The sequence below is a fragment of the Gimesia sp. genome (genome assembly GCF_048260065.1).
In the GTDB taxonomy this organism is placed as follows: domain Bacteria; phylum Planctomycetota; class Planctomycetia; order Planctomycetales; family Planctomycetaceae; genus Gimesia.
Genome location: NZ_JBLXHC010000010.1, coordinates 17,188 through 37,947 on the forward strand (window position 1 = coordinate 17,188; position 20,760 = coordinate 37,947).

The window sequence follows — 20,760 nt, forward strand, 5'->3', positions numbered from 1 at the left end:
GGCGATCTTTTTCCGCACTGTTTCCTCTCTGAAATGAAGCCTCGTATGACTGAACCCGAGCCACAACCTGTTTCTAACCCTGAAAGCAGGCTGGATCGATTTGTCGCGTGCATCACCACTGCAATCACACTGTTGCTGTGGATTGGCGTCAGTGCCTGTTATCAGTGGCAACCCGATGCCTGCGCCGCGGTAACCGTTTATCCGAGCTGGTGCTGGTTTGTTGGCGGACTCTGTCTGGCGTTGATTCTGTTACGGACCAAACGACAGCGGATCGCGTTGACGTCCATCGGCCTCTGGTTTCTGTTCCTGGTTGTATTTGCAGATACGCCTTTGAGTCTCTGGCGGGGATTGTGGCAAAGTAGTGCCGCCGCAGAGTCGCATCCGACAGAAGAGAATGCACTGCGGGTCATTTCACTCAACGCGCATAGCAGCAGCCGCGCCGTCGCAGCATTGGATCGCTGGCAGCCCGACCTGATTCTGATTCAGGAGACACCGGGCGCGGGAACGCTGCGCGAGGTGGGTCAAATCATGCTGGGTGAAAATTTCGGTCTGCTGGCGGGCGTGGATGCTTCGATTCTGAGTCGCACTCCCATCGAACCGCTGGCGTCGTCTGTGAATTACACGATCGGCAAAGTCAGTGTCAAACCGGGCCAGGAGGTCATCGTCGTTTCGTTGCGTCTGACGCCGCCCCCATTTCGCGCGGACCTGTGGAACCCGGAGTGCTGGCGTGCCTACCGTGATCAGCGAATTCATCAGCGGGATGAGCTGCAGCAGCTCAGTCGTCGCCTGTCAGAACTGCCGACCGATCTGCCTGTGATTGTGGGGGGCGATTTCAACGTCAACCCGCGCGATCCGATCTTCAACGAACTGCCGACGAATCTGCGCGACGCCTTTACCACAACCGGTGTTGGCTGGGGAAACACGATTACCAACGAGGCTCCGTTCCTGCGAATTGACCAGGTGCGCTGCGACCATCGCTTCCAGCCGCTGCGGGTCATCGCTGAACTGAGTGAAGATACTGACCACCGGTCGGTGATTGCGGATCTACTGCTGGAGCCGGGTGAGGAATGAGTCGTCGATCTGGAACTAAGAAATGTTTTCCAAGAGGTAAGCAACAATGAATCAGAATCAATTACCGCCGTTGGGGCCGTTGCTAGACGAGCTGCAGTTTACTGCAGACTTGGGGCTGGCGACATTGCAGGAAACGCAATCCTTTCTGATCCAGAAAGAAAACGAGAAACAATTGCGTCGGCAGGTCGAAAAAGGACTGATCACGAAAAACGAAGCGGTTAGCGTGCTGCTGGCCCATTTACAGGACTGGCTGGAGCAACGAGGATTGGACGTTTCAGAATCATCGGAGAAGTTCGCTGATTCAACATTACAGCAGAACTTTGAGACGTTTCTCTTCGGTGCGGAATCCCGGTAACGGGTCCAGTTCGTCGGACCGGCTGATTTTTATTTGGTTGTCAGATCAGATTTCTTTAATAATTCTGATGTTGATTCACAAGAAAGTGACCATCATCATCACTGAGCTTTGCTAGAACCGGTGATAACGCCCTGCGGCTAACAGGATATACCGATAGATCAATTTCATGTTCATTTACCGGAGACGACGGGGGGATGATCTTTGATATACAGCTTTGCATCGAAGCCACAGCCCTCTTTTTTCCAATACCCTTTTTCAGGATCTTCAAGAATCGGGTAGTCGGCTATGAACTGCTGTTTTGCGGCACGACAACGGGGACAATACTTGACCAGCGCGACGCCATTGCCTGTCACGTCACCCTGATCATCAAACGCATAGGGAAACAACTCACGCCGGACTTCCGTGTAGTTGAAGAAATAACTGACACGATTGTAGTCCGTCCCGTTGAAATCCTCGACGGAGTTAATGTCTTCCTTGAGTTGTTCATTGTGGATGTGGCAGCGATCCTGGTCCACTCGTAAGTCTGCGATATCATGCAGTTCCAGGGGCGCAGTACAGCCGCTGCAGAGGATCAGTAGCATCAAGATCCATCTCATCATGCGATTCCTGTCAACTTGAATTGATAAGGTCATCCCCGGCGTTCCCCAATCCAATGAGGGGTCGCAGCCACCACCATCCAGGCGAGCAGATCTTAAACCATAAAAGAAAGGACGGATAGACTTGAATCTGGAGTCAGCGATTTAGAGTTTCCAGGTAACACAGGCCCAGACGACCCCTCTCAACTCGACGCGGCTACTGCTGATGGACCGATTTCGATTGATCATTTCCTCGAGTCTGTACAGGTATCTGTGGAAGTCGCGTCTGACACCGATCATCGGCTCTTACTGGCGAATCTGATCCTGCTGAAATCGCCTGCTGCATCTTCAAAATGACTTGCATGACAGAGGCTTTCATTCATCAATGATCGCTCATATGAATCGTTAGAATTCACTCAAAGCCCCTACCCTCCAGTCCGCTGAATCTGCCCTGAATGAAGGCTGCTGAAATGCTGTGCTGTTTTTTCAGGCAGAGAATGCGTGCTCTATTTGCATAGGAAAATTAAGGAAATACAGCCGTGGGCAGGTTGTAAGAGATCCCGTGAATTTAAGGCCCCTGATTCGACGATCAGCGGGAGTTCGAAAAAGGGGGCTCGGTTCACTCAAATGCCGAAGATGCAGTGGATTAGAATGTCAATCTGTCATAGTAGCGCCGAGTCCGCGTGACAGCGACTGCGCAGGGAGTCTGGAAATCCTAAATCTGCTGAAGTTTGGCACATATTCTGCTTTGTAATAATTACTACTTCTTAATTTCACAAAAGTTCTGAGCAATTTGGCGCGAGCCCACGGTACATCTGACCATTGGCACAAACCAGGTTTTCAAGTCGATTGCGAATCACTCAGAAGAATTAAACATCTTAAGAAAAGTAATTGTCCTGGATATCAAGCCAGTTTTTCTGATGGATCTCACAAGTTCCAACAGTTTTGTCAGTAGTTTTAATCGCCCAATGAAAAGGTCAAAACAGTGAACACAGCAACTTCGAATGCATCCACTTCGTTCTCCGGTGGCACCAATGGTACCAAAACCTCCGTTGGTACGGCCCGTTCCGCCGCCATCGCCGCCGTCACCAGCTATAAGCCGAGCTACCCACCGATGAACTACAAAGAAGAACCAACTTCACAGCTCTTCAACGCCAACGTCTTCTCCAAGTCGGCCATGAAAAAACGACTGCCCAAAGAAGTCTACAAGAAACTGGTAAAGACCATCGAAGCTGGTGAGAAACTGGACTGCTCTACTGCAGACGTTGTTGCTTCCGCGATCAAAGACTGGGCCATCGAAAAGGGTGCCACTCACTACGCACACGTGTTCTATCCGCTGACCGGTTCGACCGCAGAAAAGCACGACAGCTTCCTCTCTCCCGATGGAGACGGCGGTGCGATCGCTGAATTCAGTGGTTCACAGCTGATCCAGGGCGAGCCCGATGGTTCCAGCTTCCCGACTGGTGGTATCCGTGTTACTTTCGAAGCCCGCGGTTACACCATCTGGGACGTGACCAGCCCGGCTTACATTCTGGAAAACACCAACGGAACGACCCTCTGCATTCCCACTGCCTTCGTTTCCTGGACCGGGGAAGCCCTCGACAAGAAAACTCCCGTACTGCGTTCCATGCAGGCTCTGAATGCCCAGGCTCAGAGAATCCTGAAGCTGTTCGGTCACACTGACGGCAGCCTGGTTTCATCGACCGCCGGTCCGGAACAGGAATACTTCCTGATCGACAAGAACTTCTTCTACGCCCGTCCCGACCTGCTCAACGCCGGTCGTACCCTGTTTGGCGCCAAGCCTCCCAAGGGACAGGAATTTGACGATCACTACTTCGGTGCGATTCCAGACCGCGTGCTGTCATTCATGTTTGAAGCCGAACGCGAACTGTTCAAACTGGGTATTCCCGTGAAAACCCGTCACAACGAAGTGGCTCCCGGACAGTTCGAAATTGCTCCGCTGTTCGAATCCGCTAACATCGCGACCGACCATCAGCAGCTGCTGATGACCACACTGCGTCGTACTGCAGAAAAATACGGCATGGTCTGTCTGACTCACGAAAAACCTTTTGCCGGCGTAAACGGTTCAGGGAAACACGTCAACTGGTCCATGGGCAGCTCTTCACAGGGCAACCTGCTTGATCCTGGCGATACACCTCACGAAAATGCTCAGTTCCTGCTGTTCTGTGCCGCCGTCATCCGTGCGGTTCACAAGTTCCAGGGTCTGCTGCGTTCCGTTGTGGCTTCCGCCAGTAACGACCATCGTCTGGGAGCCAACGAAGCTCCTCCAGCCATCATCTCAGTCTTCCTGGGTGATCAGCTGACCGACGTCTTCGAACAGATCAAAGCCGGTGGTGCTAACTCTTCGATTCCTAAAGGTACGCTGACCGTTGGTGTCGACGTTCTGCCTCCACTGCCGAAAGATGCCGGTGACCGTAACCGAACCAGCCCGTTCGCTTTCACCGGTAACCGTTTTGAATTCCGTGCTGTCGGTTCTAACCAGTCTATCGCCGGTCCACTGGTTGCAATGAATACCATCGTTGCTGAATCACTGGATTACTGTGCGACCAAACTGGAAGAAGCCACCGGTGGCGACTCTTCTAAACTGAACTCTGCTCTACAGTCACTGCTGACTGAAATCATCAATGAGCATGGTGCCGTCATCTTCAATGGCGACGGTTACAGTGATGAATGGCACGCTGAAGCGGCAAAACGGGGTCTGTTGAACCTCAAAACCACCGTCGATGCTCTGCCGATTCTGCAGACCGAAGAAGTCAAAGAACTGTTTACGAAGTACAGTGTCCTTTCAGAACGCGAACTGGAAAGCCGCCTGGAAATCTACCTTGAACAGTATGTCATGTCGATCAAAGTCGAGTACAACCTGACACTGAAGATGGCCAAGACCATGATCTTCCCGGCTGTCATCCGTTACCAGGGCGAACTCGTTTCCAACTGTGCCAGCCTGAAAATGCTGGACTACGATTTCGACACCAAGACACTGGATAAAGTGACTTCTCTGGTCAAAGCATTGCAGGACAGTATTGGCGAACTGGAAACCGCCGGTGCCGAGCACGGATCGGAAGATCTGCTCGCCGAAGCAAACTACTACTGCAATACGATTCTGCCGCTGATGAACAAAGTCCGCGAATATGCAGACGAACTGGAAGGTATTGTGGCCGACGATCTGTGGCCGCTGCCAACTTACCAGGAAATGCTGTTCATCAAATAACAGCAGTCGTTAACAATCGAGTCTTCGGAACCGGAGCCGACCAGCGTCTTGCTGAGTCGGCTCTGTTCCTGTTGTCTTCTGAAAAAGTGTGACTTCAGCGCAGATATCGAGACCCCCAGCCATGTCGGATTCTGAATCATTATTCTCTGGTGATCCGATTCAGTTTAACCAGCCAGGTCACTCCCGGCCGTTCCGTAAAATCATGACCGGGATTGCCTTGTTCTTTACGATCTGCCTGGTCGCCGTCATTGGCTATGTCTCCGCGGGCTGGAAGCTGGAAGATTCGATCTACATGGTCATCATCACCATCTTCGGCGTCGGTTACGGGGAAGTGCAGCCGATTGAATCGTCGGGGCTGCGGGCGTTGACGATCATGGTGATCATTGCCGGTTATGGAGCGGTGATTTACACCATCGGCGGTTTCATGCAGATGGTCATTGATGGCGAACTCAACCGTGCCCTGGGAGCGAGAAGAATGACGAAAGAAATTGAACGACTGTCGGGCCATACCATCATTTGTGGCGTCGGACGCATGGGTTCGATCCTGGCCAAAAACCTGCACGCGGCCAAAAAACCGTTCGTGGTCATCGACTGCGACGAGCGTCGTCTGAAAGCGGCTGAAGATCAGGGCTACTGGGTGATCAACGGCGATGCTTCTGAGGAATACATCCTGGAACAGGCGGGCATCCGCCGGGCCTCCGTGCTGGCGACCGTCCTTTCAGCCGACGCGACGAATGTGTTTGTCACGATTACCGCACGGGAGATGAACCCGGATGTGATGATCATCGCACGCGGCGAAAATCCCAAGACCGAAAAAAAGCTGCTGGGCTGTGGCGCGAACCGTGTGGTACTTCCCACCGCAATCGGTGCCAGCAAAGTCGCGCAACTGATTATGCGTCCCACAATGGAAAACATGCTGGAGCAGCTGACCAGCGAAGGTGCGATTACCGACGAGCTGGGTCACTTCGGCCTGCAGTTTGAAGAACTGCAGGTGACGCCGGGCTCCACGTTTGTCAACAAGACACTCGATAAAATCGAAGTCCGCAGCGATCGGGGATTCCTGGTGGTTGCCATCCGCCGCGCCGACGGGGAAGTCGAACAGAACCTCGCTCCCGATACGATTTTACTGGAAGGAGACTCTGTCATCGTACTGGTACACAGTAACGACATCCCGCATCTCTCCGAAAAATTCGCCGCCAAGGGAATTAAGATCACCTATCGGGGCGTGACGGCGGAACTGTGAGAAGGAATCAGTCAAGTGGCGCTAATCTCAGAGCAGTCCGTGCAGCCAGGGTAATCAGGAACTCATCGTGATCCGCCAGCAACTGATTGAGTCCCTCGATGGTGAGACCTGCTTTTAATACAGGTATCAGTTTGACCGCGATAAATTGTCTGAGTTGGTCGAGACGCTGCGTATCGTCACAGGGATAGTCGTCGATATTCAGCAGGTCGGCGATGCGAGGCGGACCTGCTTCCGGGCGAGGCGTTCCCTCAGGCCAGAGTGAACTGGCACGCGTGCGAACATGACACTGATGTTCACGGGGAAAATCGTTGTGTTCAATCCGCTGTAACCAGAAACCGAGATTCAGAAAATAAGTCGCGCCATATTGTGACTTCTGCAGATTCAACATCGCAATCACTGTTTCGCTGGACAGATACCAGTTCGAACCCTTGCGTTGAAATCCATACGGCTTCAGTTCCGTATCCATCGCATTCTTCAGGTGCTGTGTTGTGATCATATCATTACAGCTTGATCAACGAGGGACCACTGCCCGGTTTTCAGGCAGTTCTTCTGCAGTCTCTTTGCCTTCCAATACATCCAGTCGTGCGCGAAGTTCGTCGTTTTCTTTCTGCAGTTGTAACAGATAGAGTGTGACCAGGTTGAACAGCACCAGCAGTCCGACGGCAATCATTCCTGTATTACCCTCACCGAAATAGAATGTAATCGAGAAAAAGATTGCGGTAACCAGTAACATCCAGGGGTTCATTCTTTGCATGATTTTATCCTGTAAATAAATTATCGCTTCGTCACGGCAGTTCGTAAGTGGAGATTTCGTTGAACTGCAGGGAAAACAGAAAGGGATAGATCAATGCCAGACTGGCGAGCAGGACGACATATGCGCTGAAACCAGCACACAGCGCGATCAGGATCAGACCATTTTGCAATGTCGATAACCAACCTAAAAACGGTATCAGAATCACTAACCCCAGTCCCATCGACATCATTGAAAAAAAGAGCACTAAAACAAGTATTCCCACCACACAGCATGTAAACAGGACATCCTTCCAGAGAATCGTTGATTTCATCGACGGCGAGAGATTTCTGCGAATCAGTTTCAACCCCAGCCCAGTTAAGAGCATTGTCAGTGCAGCTGCAAGCTGTGCCACCAGTTCGATTTCAAAATCATGCTTCATCGGAAACATGATCAGGCGGAGATAAACAATCAGAGAGACTCCGACGGCAACAGCAACTGTCATCAGATGTGCGATACTTGTGAAGACCTGCAACGTTTCTGGTTCCTGAACTGGTTAATACCATTGATTGAATCGGAGAATTAACATCTCAGACTTTGAACATTTGTCTCGTACCATTTATCATAGACTCTGGCACTTCACATCGAAAGCACATTTCAGCCGCAGCCGGAAAAACATCGGGAGCATTCCATGCAAAACTGTTTAGCCGTTTATACCGCCAAACGGGCCATCAATGGTCGCAAGCTGGTTATAATTTATGCTTCTAAGAAGAGGACGACAATTTCAGGGAATTTCACCGTAAGAGGCAAAATATTTTTCTAAAAGTCGCGTCACAGGAATGATCTTTTGAACTTTTTTCAGCTCAGGTCGTTCAACCTGCACTTCCTGCCAGCGTTTCCGGACATCATCAGAGCCGAAATTCAGGATCACCTCCACCAGAGAAGGGCAGCGTGCCAGGGGGCGTAAATCAAGTTTCTCAGCGTTTATATAGTCTATGTCGAGTACCTCCAGTCGAGACAGTTTCGTCAGCGGCTCCAGTCCCTTCCCGGTAATCAATTCCGTATGGCCTGGATTTCCCAACACCAGCAATCGCAATTGCTGGAGTGGTTCCAGTCGAGTCAGACCGGCATTCGTAATCTCAGTCGAGTACAAAACCAGCTCCCTTAAATTTTTCACCTTGACCAGGGCATCCAGACCTTTATCGGTAATGTTAGAGTTTTTCAGGGAGAGTGCTTCCAATTGAGGCAGATCGGGCAAGGTCTGCAGAACCGTGTCATTGACTGATGGAGTCGAGAGATTCAATACGGCAAGACCGGGCAACTGGTCCAGTTGTTTTAATGTGGCTTTGCCTGCAGAACTGCCGGAAAATCCGAACTCCCGTAATTCCGGTGCCTCTGCAAAACTGTTTAAGCCGCTGCCTGTCATCTGGTCACTGTGGAGTACCAGGCGAGTGAGTTGTTTTAATCCAGACAGATGCTGCAGACCGGCATCCGAAAACGTCCCTACCACAATCAGATGCTTGAGATTTTTCAGCTTCCCCAGGGGCTTGAGACATTCGTCTGTGATCGGTCCCCACAGTTCCAGCGCACGGAGTTCTGTGCAGTCGCCTATCAGTTCGCAACCACGCACGTTGATCTCGCGACTATGCAGTACCAGACGGCGCAGGGCGGGAAAAGAGGAGAGCACCTGTAGCCCCTGATCGGAAATGGGACTTTGCTTCACACCACGTGTGACGATTTTCAGGTCTTTCAGATGCGACAGGCCGTGCAGACCAGTCAGATGCTCATCAGTCACAGATTGACACGAGACGTTAAACGCTTCCAACCCGGAGATCTGACCAATCTGTTTCCAGCCAGCCGGACTGAATGAATTTCCGTCAAACATATCAAATGCGCGCAGTCCTTCGACCCGGGTCAGCATGGGCAATTCGTCTTCGCTACAGTAGTCGAAGTAATTGGAAAAATAATAGCCTCCCCCTTCTTCAGGATTAATGCGATCAATGCCCCCTTTTCTGAGAAGGTAATCGAGTTCCGTTTCTTCCGGTTTTTTACCTTCGTCCCGCGGAATCGACGAAAATTCGCCACTGCCTTCTGTCGAAAGTGAAGCCGTCTGTGTCGGGATCGGAGGTTCACCGCAGCCAGACAGACAGCAGAAACTGCTGAAGAGAAATAAAGTCGAACAGGTTACTTTGAACGGATGTTTCATACAGACTATCATAGACTCTGGCACCTTACATCGAAAGCACATTTCAGCTACAGCCGGAAAAACATCGGGAGCATTCCATGCAAAACTGTTTAGCCGTTTATACCACCAAACGGGCCATCAATGGTCGCAAGCTGGTTGACATCGCGCGGTCGGTTGGCATTGATCTGCGTTTTCTGGCGCTGGGCGGGCAGATCTCCAGCAATACCGAAGCGATCTTGAGCAAATCATTGGTCGGCGTAAATGGGGGCGGACTGCTGATTGTCGGCGGCTTCGAAGAGGATCAGGAAAATCTGATCGATTTTGATATCCGCCTCAACCAGGGAGACCAGCCTGCGTTAGCCCGTAAACTCAATGGCGGCCTGCTTCCCTGGTGTGAACTTTACAGTCACAAATTTAACTATGAGAAAGCATGCCTGCAGGATCAAACAGAGCAAGCGAAGCTGGATGGCTCCGTCACCCAAAAACAGCTGCCCCTGCTGAAAGCAGCGAAATACCGATATCTCATTTATAATCAGAGCCGCAAAAAGAAAGGGAGCCAGTTAATGAAAGTACTGACGCCCGCGCTGGCGGAAGCCGTCGATGGCATTGTGGCCGATTATCAGCGGTGACCTGCTTTCCCCGGCGGCGCTGCTCAATCCACTTTTTCTTTCTGAGTGAGACGTCGATCCGCATAAATGGTCATGCAGCCACAGCACCAGTTATCTTCGATTTGACACTGTGGGATGAATTGATGCAGTTCCACAGCCGGCTCCATATCAATTTTGCTGCCATAAAAACTGAGCTTCTTCAGGTGAGACAGATGGCGTAACTGCAGCAGTCCCGCATTCGTAATCGGAGCATGATTCAGCTCCAGTCTTTCGAGAGCTCGACATTGACCGAGGTAACCCAGTCCCTCATCGGTCACAGGAAAACCATTCAGGTCCAGCCCCTTGAGATGGGGTAAGTTCTGGAGCTGTTTCAGGCTGGTCATAGAAAACGGTGGGGGTTCCTTTTGTGGCGGCCAACCCCAGTTAAACGAAATTTCTTCGAGAGACTTCACCTTCCCCAGTGTCGCCCAGAGATCGTCCGAAACGAGAGCAATCTGCACTGTGAGATCCTTCAGGCGACTCATCTCTTTCAGGTACGCCAGATCGGTCGGTTGAAACTGACTGGTATCTACGTTGAGTTTCAGTTTCTGGACCTGAGTGCAGTGGCTGATTGCTTCCAGAACCGGTACATTCACTAAGCCTATTCCCAACTCTTTCAGAGCAGGAATCTTTGCCAAGGCAAGCAGTCCCGATCTGTCGAGCGAATCTCCTTCAGTGCTTTTCCCGAGACTGATCGAAAGCGTCTCCAGTTCAGGCAGCGCCTGAAGTTGTATCAGTTGCGAGGTATCGCTGGTTCCCCGGGTGAGAACGACATTCAATTTTTTTATCTGTCTGATATGAATGAGGTAACTCAGTTGATCATCTTTGATCGACCTGTCCTGTTCAAAGGGGAGCGACTTCAATGATTTCAGCCGCGCGATTAAGGGAAGATTCTCATCCTTAATCAGCATACCCTCCAACTCTTCCAGGGGCATTTTTTCTAGAGGAACAATCGTGTTTTCATTCAGCCACATGCCTTTAGAATATTTGACTGCCAAATGCTTCAGTTCCGGTAACTGGCTCAAGGCAGTCAGAACATCAGGAGTTAACGAGGTCTGCCTCAGCTTCAGTGTCCGCAGGCTGGTCAGTTGTGCCAGCGATGCGCCACAGGCGTCGGAGAATCTGCGGCAGCCGCTCAGATCGAGATACTCTAATTGTTTGAGCGATTCCAGATGACGCAGCCCCGCATCGGTCAGCTGGTAATTCACACTCAGGTCGAGATAACGCAGTTTTTTCAGTTGCCCCACGTGACGCAGGCCGTCATCTGTGAAGTGGTTCCCTTTGATCGTATGCACGCCCCGCAGGGTCAGCGTCTGCACTTCAGGCAGTTCTTTCAGCACGGTCAGATCGTCATCGGCCAGGGGGAGACGTTTCAGAAACAGCCAGTAGACCTGCCCGTCCTGGTTCCGTTTCCAGCGGGCTCCCAGCTGTTTCAGTTGCTGCAGCGTTGCCAGGGCAGTCGGCTCTGGAGGTGGCGCCTGCTGCACTACAACAGGTCGATCGGCTTTCTGCCACACATAGGCAGCGCAGGCGACTGTCACACAAAAGCCCAGCAGAACGAAAATCTTTCGGGAGGGTTGACGCATCATTCCTATATTATAAGAGATCTACCAGAGCAGAAGACAGTCTGCTTACCAGAATTTCCACAAGGGTTTGTCTCTTCGCTTGCGAAAAGCCGATTCATTCTCCAGACTGAAACTGGCACTGACAACACAAACATAAAGGGATTTCAGATGGATCAGTTCACACCATTCCTCTCGGCGACGCTCAATGTTTTTGAGTCTCATAAACAGATGACAGAACGTGCAATTGCACAGGTTTCGGACGAAGGGCTGCGTACGGCTCTGCACGAGCATACGAATTCCATCACGGTGATCATGAAGCATGTCGCCGGGAATCTGATTTCGCGGTGGACTGATTTTCTGACAACTGACGGCGAAAAACGGGACCGGAACCGGGATAAAGAATTTGTCGATACGTTCGCCACACGCGAAGAACTGCTGGCTTACTGGGAACAGGGCTGGACGACGCTGTTCGATTCCCTGAAAAGCCTGACGCCTGAGGATCTAGAAAAAACCGTTTATATCCGCGGCGATGCCCACACCGTCCCGCTGGCAATCCAACGTTCCCTGGGACACACCTGTTATCACGTGGGACAGATCATTCAGGTCGCTCGTATTCAGGCCGGTGATGAATGGAACACGCTGACAATTCCCCGCGGTCAGTCGGAGCAGTTTAATAAGGAGCGCTGGGGAGAAGGAAAGCCGGGGAAGTAAATTGAACTCCCATGCCGCTCAGATTTTAGGATCGTGACGAACCGGGAAGAAAAAAGGGTGGGCCTGAATGCAATTCGGGCCGAGCGCAGCGAGCATGAGGTCGCAGTTCCCACGTCCAACGCTAAACCCGGATTCCTATAATAAACCGATAACAGCTTGAGGCACAACATAGCACCAGTTCTCGTTCACTCCGCAACCTCCTGTTGTCTTTGACAACCGCGAATTGCATTCGCGGCCACCCGCTGTCAATGAATGTGCGCCGACGTACTTGGGTTTACTTTACAGGGGCATCAGTACCCTGCTCGATTTCCAGCAGGCGTTTTTTGCGCCATAAGCCGCCGCCGTAACCGGTGAGGGTGCCGTCGGCTCCGATGACGCGGTGGCAGGGAATCAGAATCGCGATGCGGTTATCGCCATTGGCGCGGGCGACGGCGCGGACAGCGGTCGGCTGGCCGATGATCTCGGCCTGTTCGGAATAAGAACGGGTCGCACCGCAGGGAATGGTTTGCAGTGCCGCCCAGACTTTCTGCTGGAACTCGGTGCCGGGTGTGATGAGTGGCAGATCGAATTCCGTCCGCTTCCCGGCAAAGTAGGACTCCAACTGTCCTTCCAGCAGAGGAAAGAAGCGGCTGTCGCCGGGCAGCGCTTTGGCTTTCAAATGTTTCTGCAGGCGATTGATTTGTGTCTCCAGCATGCGGCGGTCGGTGAATTCCAGCAGACAGATCCCCTGCTTCGTCGCCCCCGCCAGCATGGGCCCCAACGGCGTCAAGATCCGATTCACAACGATCACCTGCTGACCGTTGCTTTTCGCCGGCGCGGTCCCCATTGTTTTTTTGAAGCCTTCACCGAACCCGCTGAGTGATTCATACCCGCTCTGAAAAGCGGCGTCGGTGACGGACGATTTGTGTTGAATCTGACTGAAGGCCTGGTTGATCCGCCGCATCCGCAGATACGCGCTGAAGCTCATGCCATGCAGTTTCTGAAACCAGCGACGTACACGCACCGGATCGAGACCCCGTTCGCGCAGATCTTCCGCCTGCAGACGGATGGTGGCATCCTGCTCGACTTCTTCAATCAGAGGCTGCAGCCAGTCGGGCGTCGATCCCAAAGCGACCAGCGGACGACAGATCTTGCATTCGCGGTAACCATTCGCGAGGGCGGTTTTCGCGTCGGGAAAGTATTCGACATTCTCGGGCCTGGGTTTCCGGGCCGAACAGGAGGGGCGACAGAATATCCCCGTCGTGCGGATCGCAGCGACGAACACCCCTTCAAAGCTGCTGTCCCGTTGCACGAGTGCGTCATACATCGTCTCCCGGTCCGGCAGACTCTGTGCGTGGTTCTGTGATGACTCTGTCTGTTTCATTTCGAACACCCCTTCGGTTACCAGTTACTTTTATAACATGGTATCTGCTCTCTCTTCGCCGACAACCGGGAAATGAACAGAGAATTGGGGGGGACAGATATTTGGGGATCAGTAAAGAAAAAATGATTATCTTCGAATCCTGGATTCTGATTTCTTATTGACAAGCAGTTTTAATTTTTTCTCTCTGGAATATACAAACACACGGTATCAAGTCGAAATATTAAAGCTCTTTGTGTAGGTTCCATTTTGATCCCAAAGAGAAAATTCAAACTTTTATTTCTTGTTGTTAAAACGGTTAATGGCTTTTGCCAGATTCGCAAATAATTCTGGCACTGCAGTCACTAATTGACTGAAGGCTCCATACATACTTGTAACAACTTCAAGATCTAATTCGGTAGAAAGGACATGTTGATGTTTACGGGTTTTACAGGCGATACGATGTCGCTTATTTCGAAGTTGTCTAAGCATTTTGTCTCGTTCCTGAATCGACTCTGTACTTTCTCCCTTTACATCATTCCATTTTCTATATGAATCTCTAAAAGCATCAATATCTACCCAGATCGCTCGACTGAAAAAACTTCCATCTGGAATTGCAGAAGCCGCATTTGCAATTTGCTTCAGTGAATTTTGAACTTTCAAGCAAACCTCTTCTGAAATTCCAGTTTCTTCCACCTCGACCAAATCCTGAAGTAATTGAGTTAATGCGTCTTGCTTAAATTGATTAAAAGCCCAAAGAGCAGTACCTCGAGATGCGTCGAAAGATTCGTTAGACATTTGAATTGTCCTTTTTAAATTAGATACTTCATCATTTGTCCTGTGCTCCATCCTGTGAACTCGTTTCCATACCAAGTGCTTTGCGTACAATAGTTGCCAAAACACCACCATTCAATATTTGAACAGATAGTACATTAGTGGTCAATTAAGTGATGATCGATTTATATCAAATTCCATATATACATTCGTCAGAGGAAACCGCTCAGATACTTACCAGGGTACTGCGAGAAAAGTGCCGCTTATACAATATTCAATCTTGTAAAAAATAAGAATGGTACGAGACCTGTCTGAGAATCAGGGGGATTTTGGAAATTGAGTCTGGATTCGGTATTTAATAAGGACTTTGTCCAATTGAAAACTGATATTTCTATTCTTTTTTCTCACCACTAAGCAATTCAACTGAGAAATCGCAAATCTCAAAATTACTGGTTGAACTGCCTCACTGCTTTGCAAATAGTGATAAGATCTATTTCAATTTTTCACTTGCATGATTACTAATCGTTTGTATTGTTATTTACATAAGTGACAGGTGAAAACACCCGTTTTAAAAAAACGTCTGCTCAATTAAATGCAGCTGTACGTTTCTTTCCAAGTCTATGGAGTGGTTGCATTCCACGCAGTTCTGCTGAACGGAGTTCCGGGGTATATGCCGAATTCAGTTTCGTCGCTCAATTCCAGTTCCAGATCGATCTTTACCTCTCTGTTAGATAAAGACCGCTTTCGAATTTTTAATTATATCCGAACACTGGTGCCTCATTATTCTGATGCGGAAGATGTCTACCAGCATGTCTGCCTGACTCTCTGGAAAAAATTCGAAGAGTTCGATCGGGATCGAGATTTCTTTCCCTGGGCCTGTGGGATTGCATTTTATACAGCGCGGAATCACTATAGAGGCGTGCGTCATGATCGACTTTATTTCGATCAGGACCTGTTGGAAACCATGTCTCGGAAACGAGTGCAACATTTATCTAACTACAACAGTCGGATTGAATATCTCCATGAATGTTTAAGCTCCCTGACCTCGTCCGATCAGAAGCTGCTGCGGGATGCTGTTTTTGAAAAACAGTCCATCGCGGAGATCGCCGTAACAACAGAGAAATCGATCCAGACGCTGTATAACCGTATGTCAATTCTCCGACGGGAACTGGCAGAGTGTATTTCGCGTAAGCTGCGGAATGAGCAGTAAGCAAAATGTCAATCCAGGATCTTCCTCCCGAATTTGAACCGTTGTTGAACCGGCTGTTAGACAGTCCGGACGAAGAGATTTCGCAATCCGAGTTCGACCAGTTCCAGGCATTTCTTTCGACCAATCCCGAAGCGATGCAGTACTACTTTGATTACCTGGACATCAACCTGGGACTGCAGAGTGATCTGAAGGCACGTCTGGAGGCGCTGGAACAGACATTCAAGGAACAAAACGCTCAACAACCTCAGCCCTCCCCGCAGCCGATCGTCGTCAGGCGGACGGCGATGCTGCGTTATTCTGCCGTTGCCAGTTGCTCGCTGCTGGTGGGACTGCTGCTGGCATGGAGCTTCGCAGGGTTTTTCCCAGGGAACCAGACACCCGATCCGCAGTCCAGTAAAGCGGAACGCACTTATGTCGCCACACTCACGCGTTCTACGGATTGCGTCTGGGGCAGCGAGTCTCCGCCTGAATTCTCCGGCCAGAGACTGATGTCGGAGGACCTGGTGCTGGAACAGGGGGTCGCTGAATTTCGCTTTGATACGGGCGTGCGTCTGATTATTGAGGGGCCCACCAAAATCAACCTGGTGACGTCCAGCCGCGCGGAACTGGATTATGGCAAGCTCGTTCTACACGGTTATGATCCAGCACCGGAATTTTCGCTGATCACTCCTCTACTCACCTTGCAGGATATCGGCACTGAATATGGCGCGCAGATTCATCGGGATGGTGAAGTCGATCTGCATGTGTTCGCAGGTGCCGTGCGGGTCGCCCCCAATCAGAAGAATGACCAGTTTTCAGAATCGGTGATCATCCAGAAGGGCCAGGCCCGGCATCTTAACGACAGGAAAATCGAAGATATTCAACTGGAACCGGAACTCTTCAAAAGGGAAGTTCCGGGAACTCCACAGAATTTACAGGCACAGCGACAGGAACTGCGGGTCTATGACAGTTTTCATCCCCCGGAGATTCTTGATCCCGAGCAGACTTCCCCATGGCAGAACACCGGAATCGGCTGGGTGAACCCCTGGCGGACCCCGAAAAGCGGCGGTAGAGCGAACCAGGGACTCAGTCGCCCCCATGAATCACTGGCCAGAACCGAAGTGGCTCCCAGCCAGTTGGGGCTGCTCGAACTCCGCGGAGCAAGTTCTTTCTTTCGTAAATTGAAGCAACCAGTTCGCATGGATATCAACGCGATCTATTACATCAGTTTCTACATGCAGAAAATCAAAACAGATCAAAAAAATCAATCTTACCAGTATGGAAATTTCGCCCTGCTCCCTTCCGACCAGCAGGAAGATCCCCAGAAAATCCGCATGGGGATGAGCATCAATAACTACGCGATTCTGCAGGCGGGACCACAGATCATCGAAAGAGCGCCCCCCCTGCAAAGCGGTGAAACATATCTGTTCGTCACGAAAATTGTCGCCAGTGAAAAAGCGGCGGATCAGGTCTTCATGCGTGCGTTTGCAGAAGCAGAACCCATTCCGGATCAGGAACCGCCGGTCTGGACCTGTGTCACGACTCCCTTCGAGGACTCAAACGTGTTTGACGTGGTGCGGCTTCATGCAGGCAAGAATAGCGCCTACCTGTTCGATGAAGTACGCATCGGCAGTACCTGGTCCTCGGTCGTCGATCCCGATCGCCCCCGACTGGTACTCGAACAGTAATAATCGGGCAACCGGTACGTGTAGAATTTACGATGCGGAACGCGCGGCTGTTTGAGTTTGGTGATGCGGGGTGACGAGCCAGGCGGGAGGACACATGGGTCCTCCCCTACATTTCTGGAGATCGCATGCTGTTGTTGGGTTGATCGCTTGTGCTGACAATTTCCTGTTCGCTGCGCTCGGCCCGAATTGCATTCGGGCTCACCCAAGCTGTGCGTTGGAGAGAAATTCTTTGGCAGTGTGAGAGCTGTTGAACTAGAATGGAACCATCATGATAGTTTTACAAAGGACCAGTGTTCCATAACAGTCCGTCGCATTTTATGGATCCACACTTTTGTTGTGATTATTTTTTTGTATCTGCCAGCAATTGGTCACCTCAGATTTCTCATCGATTTTCTCAGTACTCCCAGTGTATTCATCAGACCGATCGTGTGGCTGCTCATCTCTTACCTGCTGTTATTCTATCCGCTGCTGTTGATCATCGCGCTGGTACGCGAGAAACCAGGTGAATATACCTTTATCTGGGATCTTTTTTATGGTTCGCTTTTATACTTCTATACATTGCATATGGCGATCCCCCGTATTGAATAGCCGTTTTATTCATCGTCCGTGCAGGGCTGTTATGCTGGTGCTGATGGAGTTGATTTGAAATCTGTGAATTAGTAGAACAGGTGCGCCATTTCTTTGCGAAAGATTCTGAGAACGACACTCCACCCGGTTGCTGGCATTTCGTTTTTGCCGAATGGTCAGTTCCCATCATCGTCTTTAAAAGAGGAAAATGTCCGATTGGAAAACAGATCATTCTATCCTCTTCCCTCTCTGTTGAGTAATTCAACTGATTAATCGCAAATTCCAGAATTACCGGTTGGACAGCCTGACTGCTTTGCGAACAATTAGAAAATGAGCATCACTTTTTGCTTGCATGTTTACTAATCGTATGTATTGTTATTAACATCAGTTATAGGTAAAAACACCCGTTTTCAATAAACGTCCGCCCCATTTAATTCTCCTGAAATGCGCTTTCCAGGTCAGCAGACTGTTTGCATTTCATGTTGCGATTCTGAACGGAGTTACCGGGTATATGCCGGATTCATTTTCGTCGCTCAATTCCAGCTCCAGAGCGGTCTTTACTTCTCTGTTAGATAAAGATCGTTTTCGGATATTTAATTATATTCGAACACTGGTGCCTCATTATTCTGATGCGGAAGATGTCTACCAGCATGTCTGCCTGACGCTCTGGAAAAAATTTGATGAGTTCGATCGAGATCGAGACTTCTTTTCCTGGGCTTGTGGAATCTCCTTTTATACGGTCTGCAATCACCGCAGAAGCACGCGAAACGATCGGCATTATTTCAGCCAGGATCTCGTTGAAGCCATGGCTCAACAGCGAGAGAAAGATTTAGGTAAGTATAATCGTCGAATTCAGTTTCTGCAGGATTGCATGAATGGCCTGGCCACACCAGATCAGCAGCTGCTGCAAAAAGTTGTACTGAAAAAAAAATCTGTCAAGGAATTCGCAAAGACGGCCGATCGGGCGCTGCAGACCCTGTATAACCGTCTGACATTTCTCAGACGTGAACTGGCCGAATGCATTTTAAGTAAATTCAAGAGTGAGCGGCAGGTCTAATGTCAATCAAGGATCTTCCCCCCGAATTCGAACAGTTACTGAACCAGCTGCTCAACAGCGAGGATGGAGATTTCTCTGAAGAAGAATTTGCAGCGTTCCAGAACTATCTCGCTGACAATCCTCAGGCCATGCAGCATTACTTTGAATACCTGGATATCGATTCGGGAATTTCCCCGGAACTGCTCGAACGACTGAAGACACTGGAAGAGACGGGTATTGAGGAAGCAGAGGCAATTCCCCCCCCCTTCATCCCCGAGCCGCAGGTCAACAGAATTGTACCATCGACCAGACAGCCGGCGTTCATCAATTACGCTCTGGTCGCTGCTGCGTCAATGTTACTGTTACTGATGGTCGAATGGATGAGCACCGGCGACTTCCTCTGGGAACGCGCTCCTAACGCCGTCACGGACTCGATTCGCGCAGAACTGCCTTATGTCGCCACGCTCACTCGCGCGACCGACTGTGTCTGGGCAGGTAGTTCCCGTCCTGAATTCTCCGGGCAGCGTCTGCTGACAGAAGACCTGTTACTGAAACAGGGGGTTGCCGAGTTTCGCTTCGATTCCGGTACCCGTCTGGTAATCGAGGGGCCAACCAAAATCAAACTGGTAACAGGCTGCTGTGCCCATATCGATTATGGCAACATGGTGTTACACGGCTATGAACCCACGCCCGAATTCACTTTGGTTACTCCCCTGCTCACCCTGCATGATATCGGCACCGAATACGGGGCCCGCATTGACAAAGATGGTGAAGTCGACCTGCATGTGTTCGAAGGTGCGGTCCGGGTCGACCCCAATCATAAGAACGAGCAGTTCGCGGAATCGATTATCGTCCAGGAAGGCCAGGCCCGGCGGCTGAAAGATAACAAGAGCGACGAGATTGAGTTGCTGCCGGAGAAATTCAAAAGAGAAGTTCCCGGCGATTCCAAAACGCCGCTCGCTCTTCAACAGGAGTTACGGGTCTACGACAGTTTTCATCCTGCAGCCCTTAAAGATCCGGAAACGGCTTCGGAGTGGCAGAATGCGGGCACTGGCTGGAAAAGTCCCTGGACAAAAGCCAAGAACAGCAGCGAACCCGCTGCGGGTGAAAGTCACCCCGGCAAGTCGCTGTCTCGAACTCAACTGGCAGTAAGCCAGCTGGGGTTAATTGAACTCCGCGATGGAAGTATGGCCTGGCGCGCGTTAGAAAAACCGATCCGCATGGATACGAACGCCATTTATTACCTCAGTTTTTATCTGCAGAAAAACAACAGTGGCCCGAATATAAAGGATGAACAGTTCGGAAATTTGTCGCTGCAGACCTCAAAGGTTTTAGCGCATTCCCGCCAAATCCTGTTTGGCATGAGCTCGGAAGGTTATGCGACATTGCAGGCCGACATGCAGATTGTGGAACAGGCACCGCCGCTGCAAACGGGAAAACCGTTTTTCATCGTGGCCAAAATCGTTGCCAGCAAGAATGCTCCCGACCAGGTTTTCATGCGGGTCCTTTCCGAAACCGAAACGATACCGAAGCGGGAACCGCCGGTCTGGACCTGCGTCTCCACCCCTTTTCACGACTCAAATACCTGGGACCTGGTACGCCTGCACGTCGGAACAAAAGGCAACTACCTGTTTGACGAATTACGTATCGGCTCCTCCTGGGCTTCTGTCGTCGATTCGAATCCCCCCCGGCTCGAACGGTAATCATAGTCGGACTAAGGGTTTCACTATCTGCTCTCTCGTGGGAAAAACGGACCTTCACTAAGACTTCAGAGGCTCCTGGTCATCGGAACCTGTGGTATTCTCCTCAGGCCTCTTTTTTTCTGCGCACCTCCTCAATCGTCAATGGCTGGCCTG

At 50.7% G+C, this 20,760-nt stretch carries 19 protein-coding genes; 11 read left to right on the top strand and 8 right to left on the bottom strand.

Annotated features, from left to right (window positions below; genetic code table 11):
* Positions 1-45: 45 nt before the first annotated feature.
* Together ACN0YN_RS18395 and ACN0YN_RS18400 are read left to right on the top strand one after the other, a co-directional pair.
* Positions 46-1,071 carry an endonuclease/exonuclease/phosphatase family protein gene (locus tag ACN0YN_RS18395; RefSeq protein WP_417386466.1) on the top strand — a complete coding sequence of 342 codons (1,026 nt, stop codon included), beginning with the start codon at positions 46-48 and terminating at the stop codon, positions 1,069-1,071.
* Between the two features lie 46 nt (positions 1,072-1,117).
* Entirely contained in the window at positions 1,118-1,426 is a 309-nt protein-coding gene (locus ACN0YN_RS18400) for a hypothetical protein (RefSeq protein WP_417386467.1), read from the top strand.
* Positions 1,427-1,596: 170 nt separating this feature from the next.
* Here the strand turns inward: ACN0YN_RS18400 and ACN0YN_RS18405 are convergent, their stop codons facing one another.
* Positions 1,597-2,025 (bottom strand): hypothetical protein, encoded by a 429-nt coding sequence (locus ACN0YN_RS18405; RefSeq protein ID WP_417386468.1) that lies wholly within the window; start codon positions 2,023-2,025, stop codon positions 1,597-1,599.
* A 1,090-nt stretch (positions 2,026-3,115) separates the two neighbouring features.
* Between ACN0YN_RS18405 and ACN0YN_RS18410 the strand changes: the two genes are divergently transcribed.
* Both ACN0YN_RS18410 and ACN0YN_RS18415 read left to right on the top strand, forming a co-directional pair.
* Entirely contained in the window at positions 3,116-5,230 is a 2,115-nt protein-coding gene (locus ACN0YN_RS18410; protein ID WP_417386682.1) for a glutamine synthetase III, read from the top strand.
* Between the two features lie 121 nt (positions 5,231-5,351).
* Positions 5,352-6,473: a potassium channel family protein gene (locus ACN0YN_RS18415; RefSeq protein ID WP_417386469.1), complete on the top strand. Its 1,122-nt coding sequence runs from the start codon at positions 5,352-5,354 to the stop codon at positions 6,471-6,473.
* A 7-nt stretch (positions 6,474-6,480) separates the two neighbouring features.
* On the opposite strand, the gene ACN0YN_RS18420 is transcribed toward ACN0YN_RS18415, so the two are convergent.
* The 4 genes from ACN0YN_RS18420 to ACN0YN_RS18435 all read right to left on the bottom strand — a co-directional run bounded on the left by ACN0YN_RS18420 (position 6,481) and on the right by ACN0YN_RS18435 (position 9,421).
* Complete coding sequence (locus ACN0YN_RS18420) at positions 6,481-6,969, bottom strand: DUF4304 domain-containing protein (RefSeq protein WP_417386470.1); 489 nt, start codon at positions 6,967-6,969, stop codon at positions 6,481-6,483.
* A gap of 15 nt (positions 6,970-6,984) precedes the next feature.
* Entirely contained in the window at positions 6,985-7,227 is a 243-nt protein-coding gene (locus tag ACN0YN_RS18425; RefSeq protein ID WP_417386471.1) for a hypothetical protein, read from the bottom strand.
* A gap of 31 nt (positions 7,228-7,258) precedes the next feature.
* The gene (locus ACN0YN_RS18430) at positions 7,259-7,738 is read right to left on the bottom strand and encodes a hypothetical protein (protein WP_417386472.1); all 480 of its coding nucleotides are present in this window, start codon (positions 7,736-7,738) and stop codon (positions 7,259-7,261) included.
* Positions 7,739-7,987: 249 nt separating this feature from the next.
* Positions 7,988-9,421: a leucine-rich repeat domain-containing protein gene (locus ACN0YN_RS18435; RefSeq protein ID WP_417386473.1), complete on the bottom strand. Its 1,434-nt coding sequence runs from the start codon at positions 9,419-9,421 to the stop codon at positions 7,988-7,990.
* A 65-nt stretch (positions 9,422-9,486) separates the two neighbouring features.
* On the opposite strand from ACN0YN_RS18435, the gene ACN0YN_RS18440 reads away from it, so the two are divergent.
* Positions 9,487-10,017 carry a hypothetical protein gene (locus tag ACN0YN_RS18440; protein ID WP_417386474.1) on the top strand — a complete coding sequence of 177 codons (531 nt, stop codon included), beginning with the start codon at positions 9,487-9,489 and terminating at the stop codon, positions 10,015-10,017.
* 23 nt (positions 10,018-10,040) lie between these two features.
* Here ACN0YN_RS18440 and ACN0YN_RS18445 read toward each other — a convergent pair whose 3' ends face one another.
* A complete protein-coding gene (locus ACN0YN_RS18445) occupies positions 10,041-11,624 on the bottom strand; it encodes a leucine-rich repeat domain-containing protein (RefSeq protein ID WP_417386475.1) in 1,584 nt (527 codons plus the stop codon).
* Positions 11,625-11,768: 144 nt separating this feature from the next.
* Between ACN0YN_RS18445 and ACN0YN_RS18450 the strand changes: the two genes are divergently transcribed.
* On the top strand, positions 11,769-12,311 hold the full coding sequence (locus tag ACN0YN_RS18450; RefSeq protein WP_417386476.1) for a DUF1572 family protein: 543 nt from the start codon (positions 11,769-11,771) through the stop codon (positions 12,309-12,311).
* Positions 12,312-12,585: 274 nt separating this feature from the next.
* On the opposite strand, the gene ACN0YN_RS18455 is transcribed toward ACN0YN_RS18450, so the two are convergent.
* A complete protein-coding gene (locus ACN0YN_RS18455; protein ID WP_417386477.1) occupies positions 12,586-13,674 on the bottom strand; it encodes a bifunctional transcriptional activator/DNA repair enzyme AdaA in 1,089 nt (362 codons plus the stop codon).
* Positions 13,675-13,947: 273 nt separating this feature from the next.
* On the bottom strand, positions 13,948-14,448 hold the full coding sequence (locus tag ACN0YN_RS18460) for a hypothetical protein (protein ID WP_417386478.1): 501 nt from the start codon (positions 14,446-14,448) through the stop codon (positions 13,948-13,950).
* 646 nt (positions 14,449-15,094) lie between these two features.
* Here ACN0YN_RS18460 and ACN0YN_RS18465 point away from each other — a divergent pair.
* From ACN0YN_RS18465 to ACN0YN_RS18485, 5 genes are all read left to right on the top strand, one after another.
* Positions 15,095-15,634, top strand: coding sequence for a sigma-70 family RNA polymerase sigma factor (locus ACN0YN_RS18465; RefSeq protein ID WP_417386479.1), 540 nt, complete (start codon positions 15,095-15,097; stop codon positions 15,632-15,634).
* Between the two features lie 5 nt (positions 15,635-15,639).
* The gene (locus ACN0YN_RS18470; RefSeq protein WP_417386480.1) at positions 15,640-17,301 is read left to right on the top strand and encodes a hypothetical protein; all 1,662 of its coding nucleotides are present in this window, start codon (positions 15,640-15,642) and stop codon (positions 17,299-17,301) included.
* A 426-nt stretch (positions 17,302-17,727) separates the two neighbouring features.
* Positions 17,728-17,889 (top strand): hypothetical protein, encoded by a 162-nt coding sequence (locus ACN0YN_RS18475; protein WP_417386481.1) that lies wholly within the window; start codon positions 17,728-17,730, stop codon positions 17,887-17,889.
* Positions 17,890-18,379: 490 nt separating this feature from the next.
* Positions 18,380-18,925: a sigma-70 family RNA polymerase sigma factor gene (locus ACN0YN_RS18480; protein ID WP_417386482.1), complete on the top strand. Its 546-nt coding sequence runs from the start codon at positions 18,380-18,382 to the stop codon at positions 18,923-18,925.
* A complete protein-coding gene (locus tag ACN0YN_RS18485; RefSeq protein WP_417386483.1) occupies positions 18,925-20,607 on the top strand; it encodes a hypothetical protein in 1,683 nt (560 codons plus the stop codon). Before ACN0YN_RS18480 ends, ACN0YN_RS18485 begins: the two co-directional genes overlap by 1 nt.
* Positions 20,608-20,760: the final 153 nt, after the last annotated feature.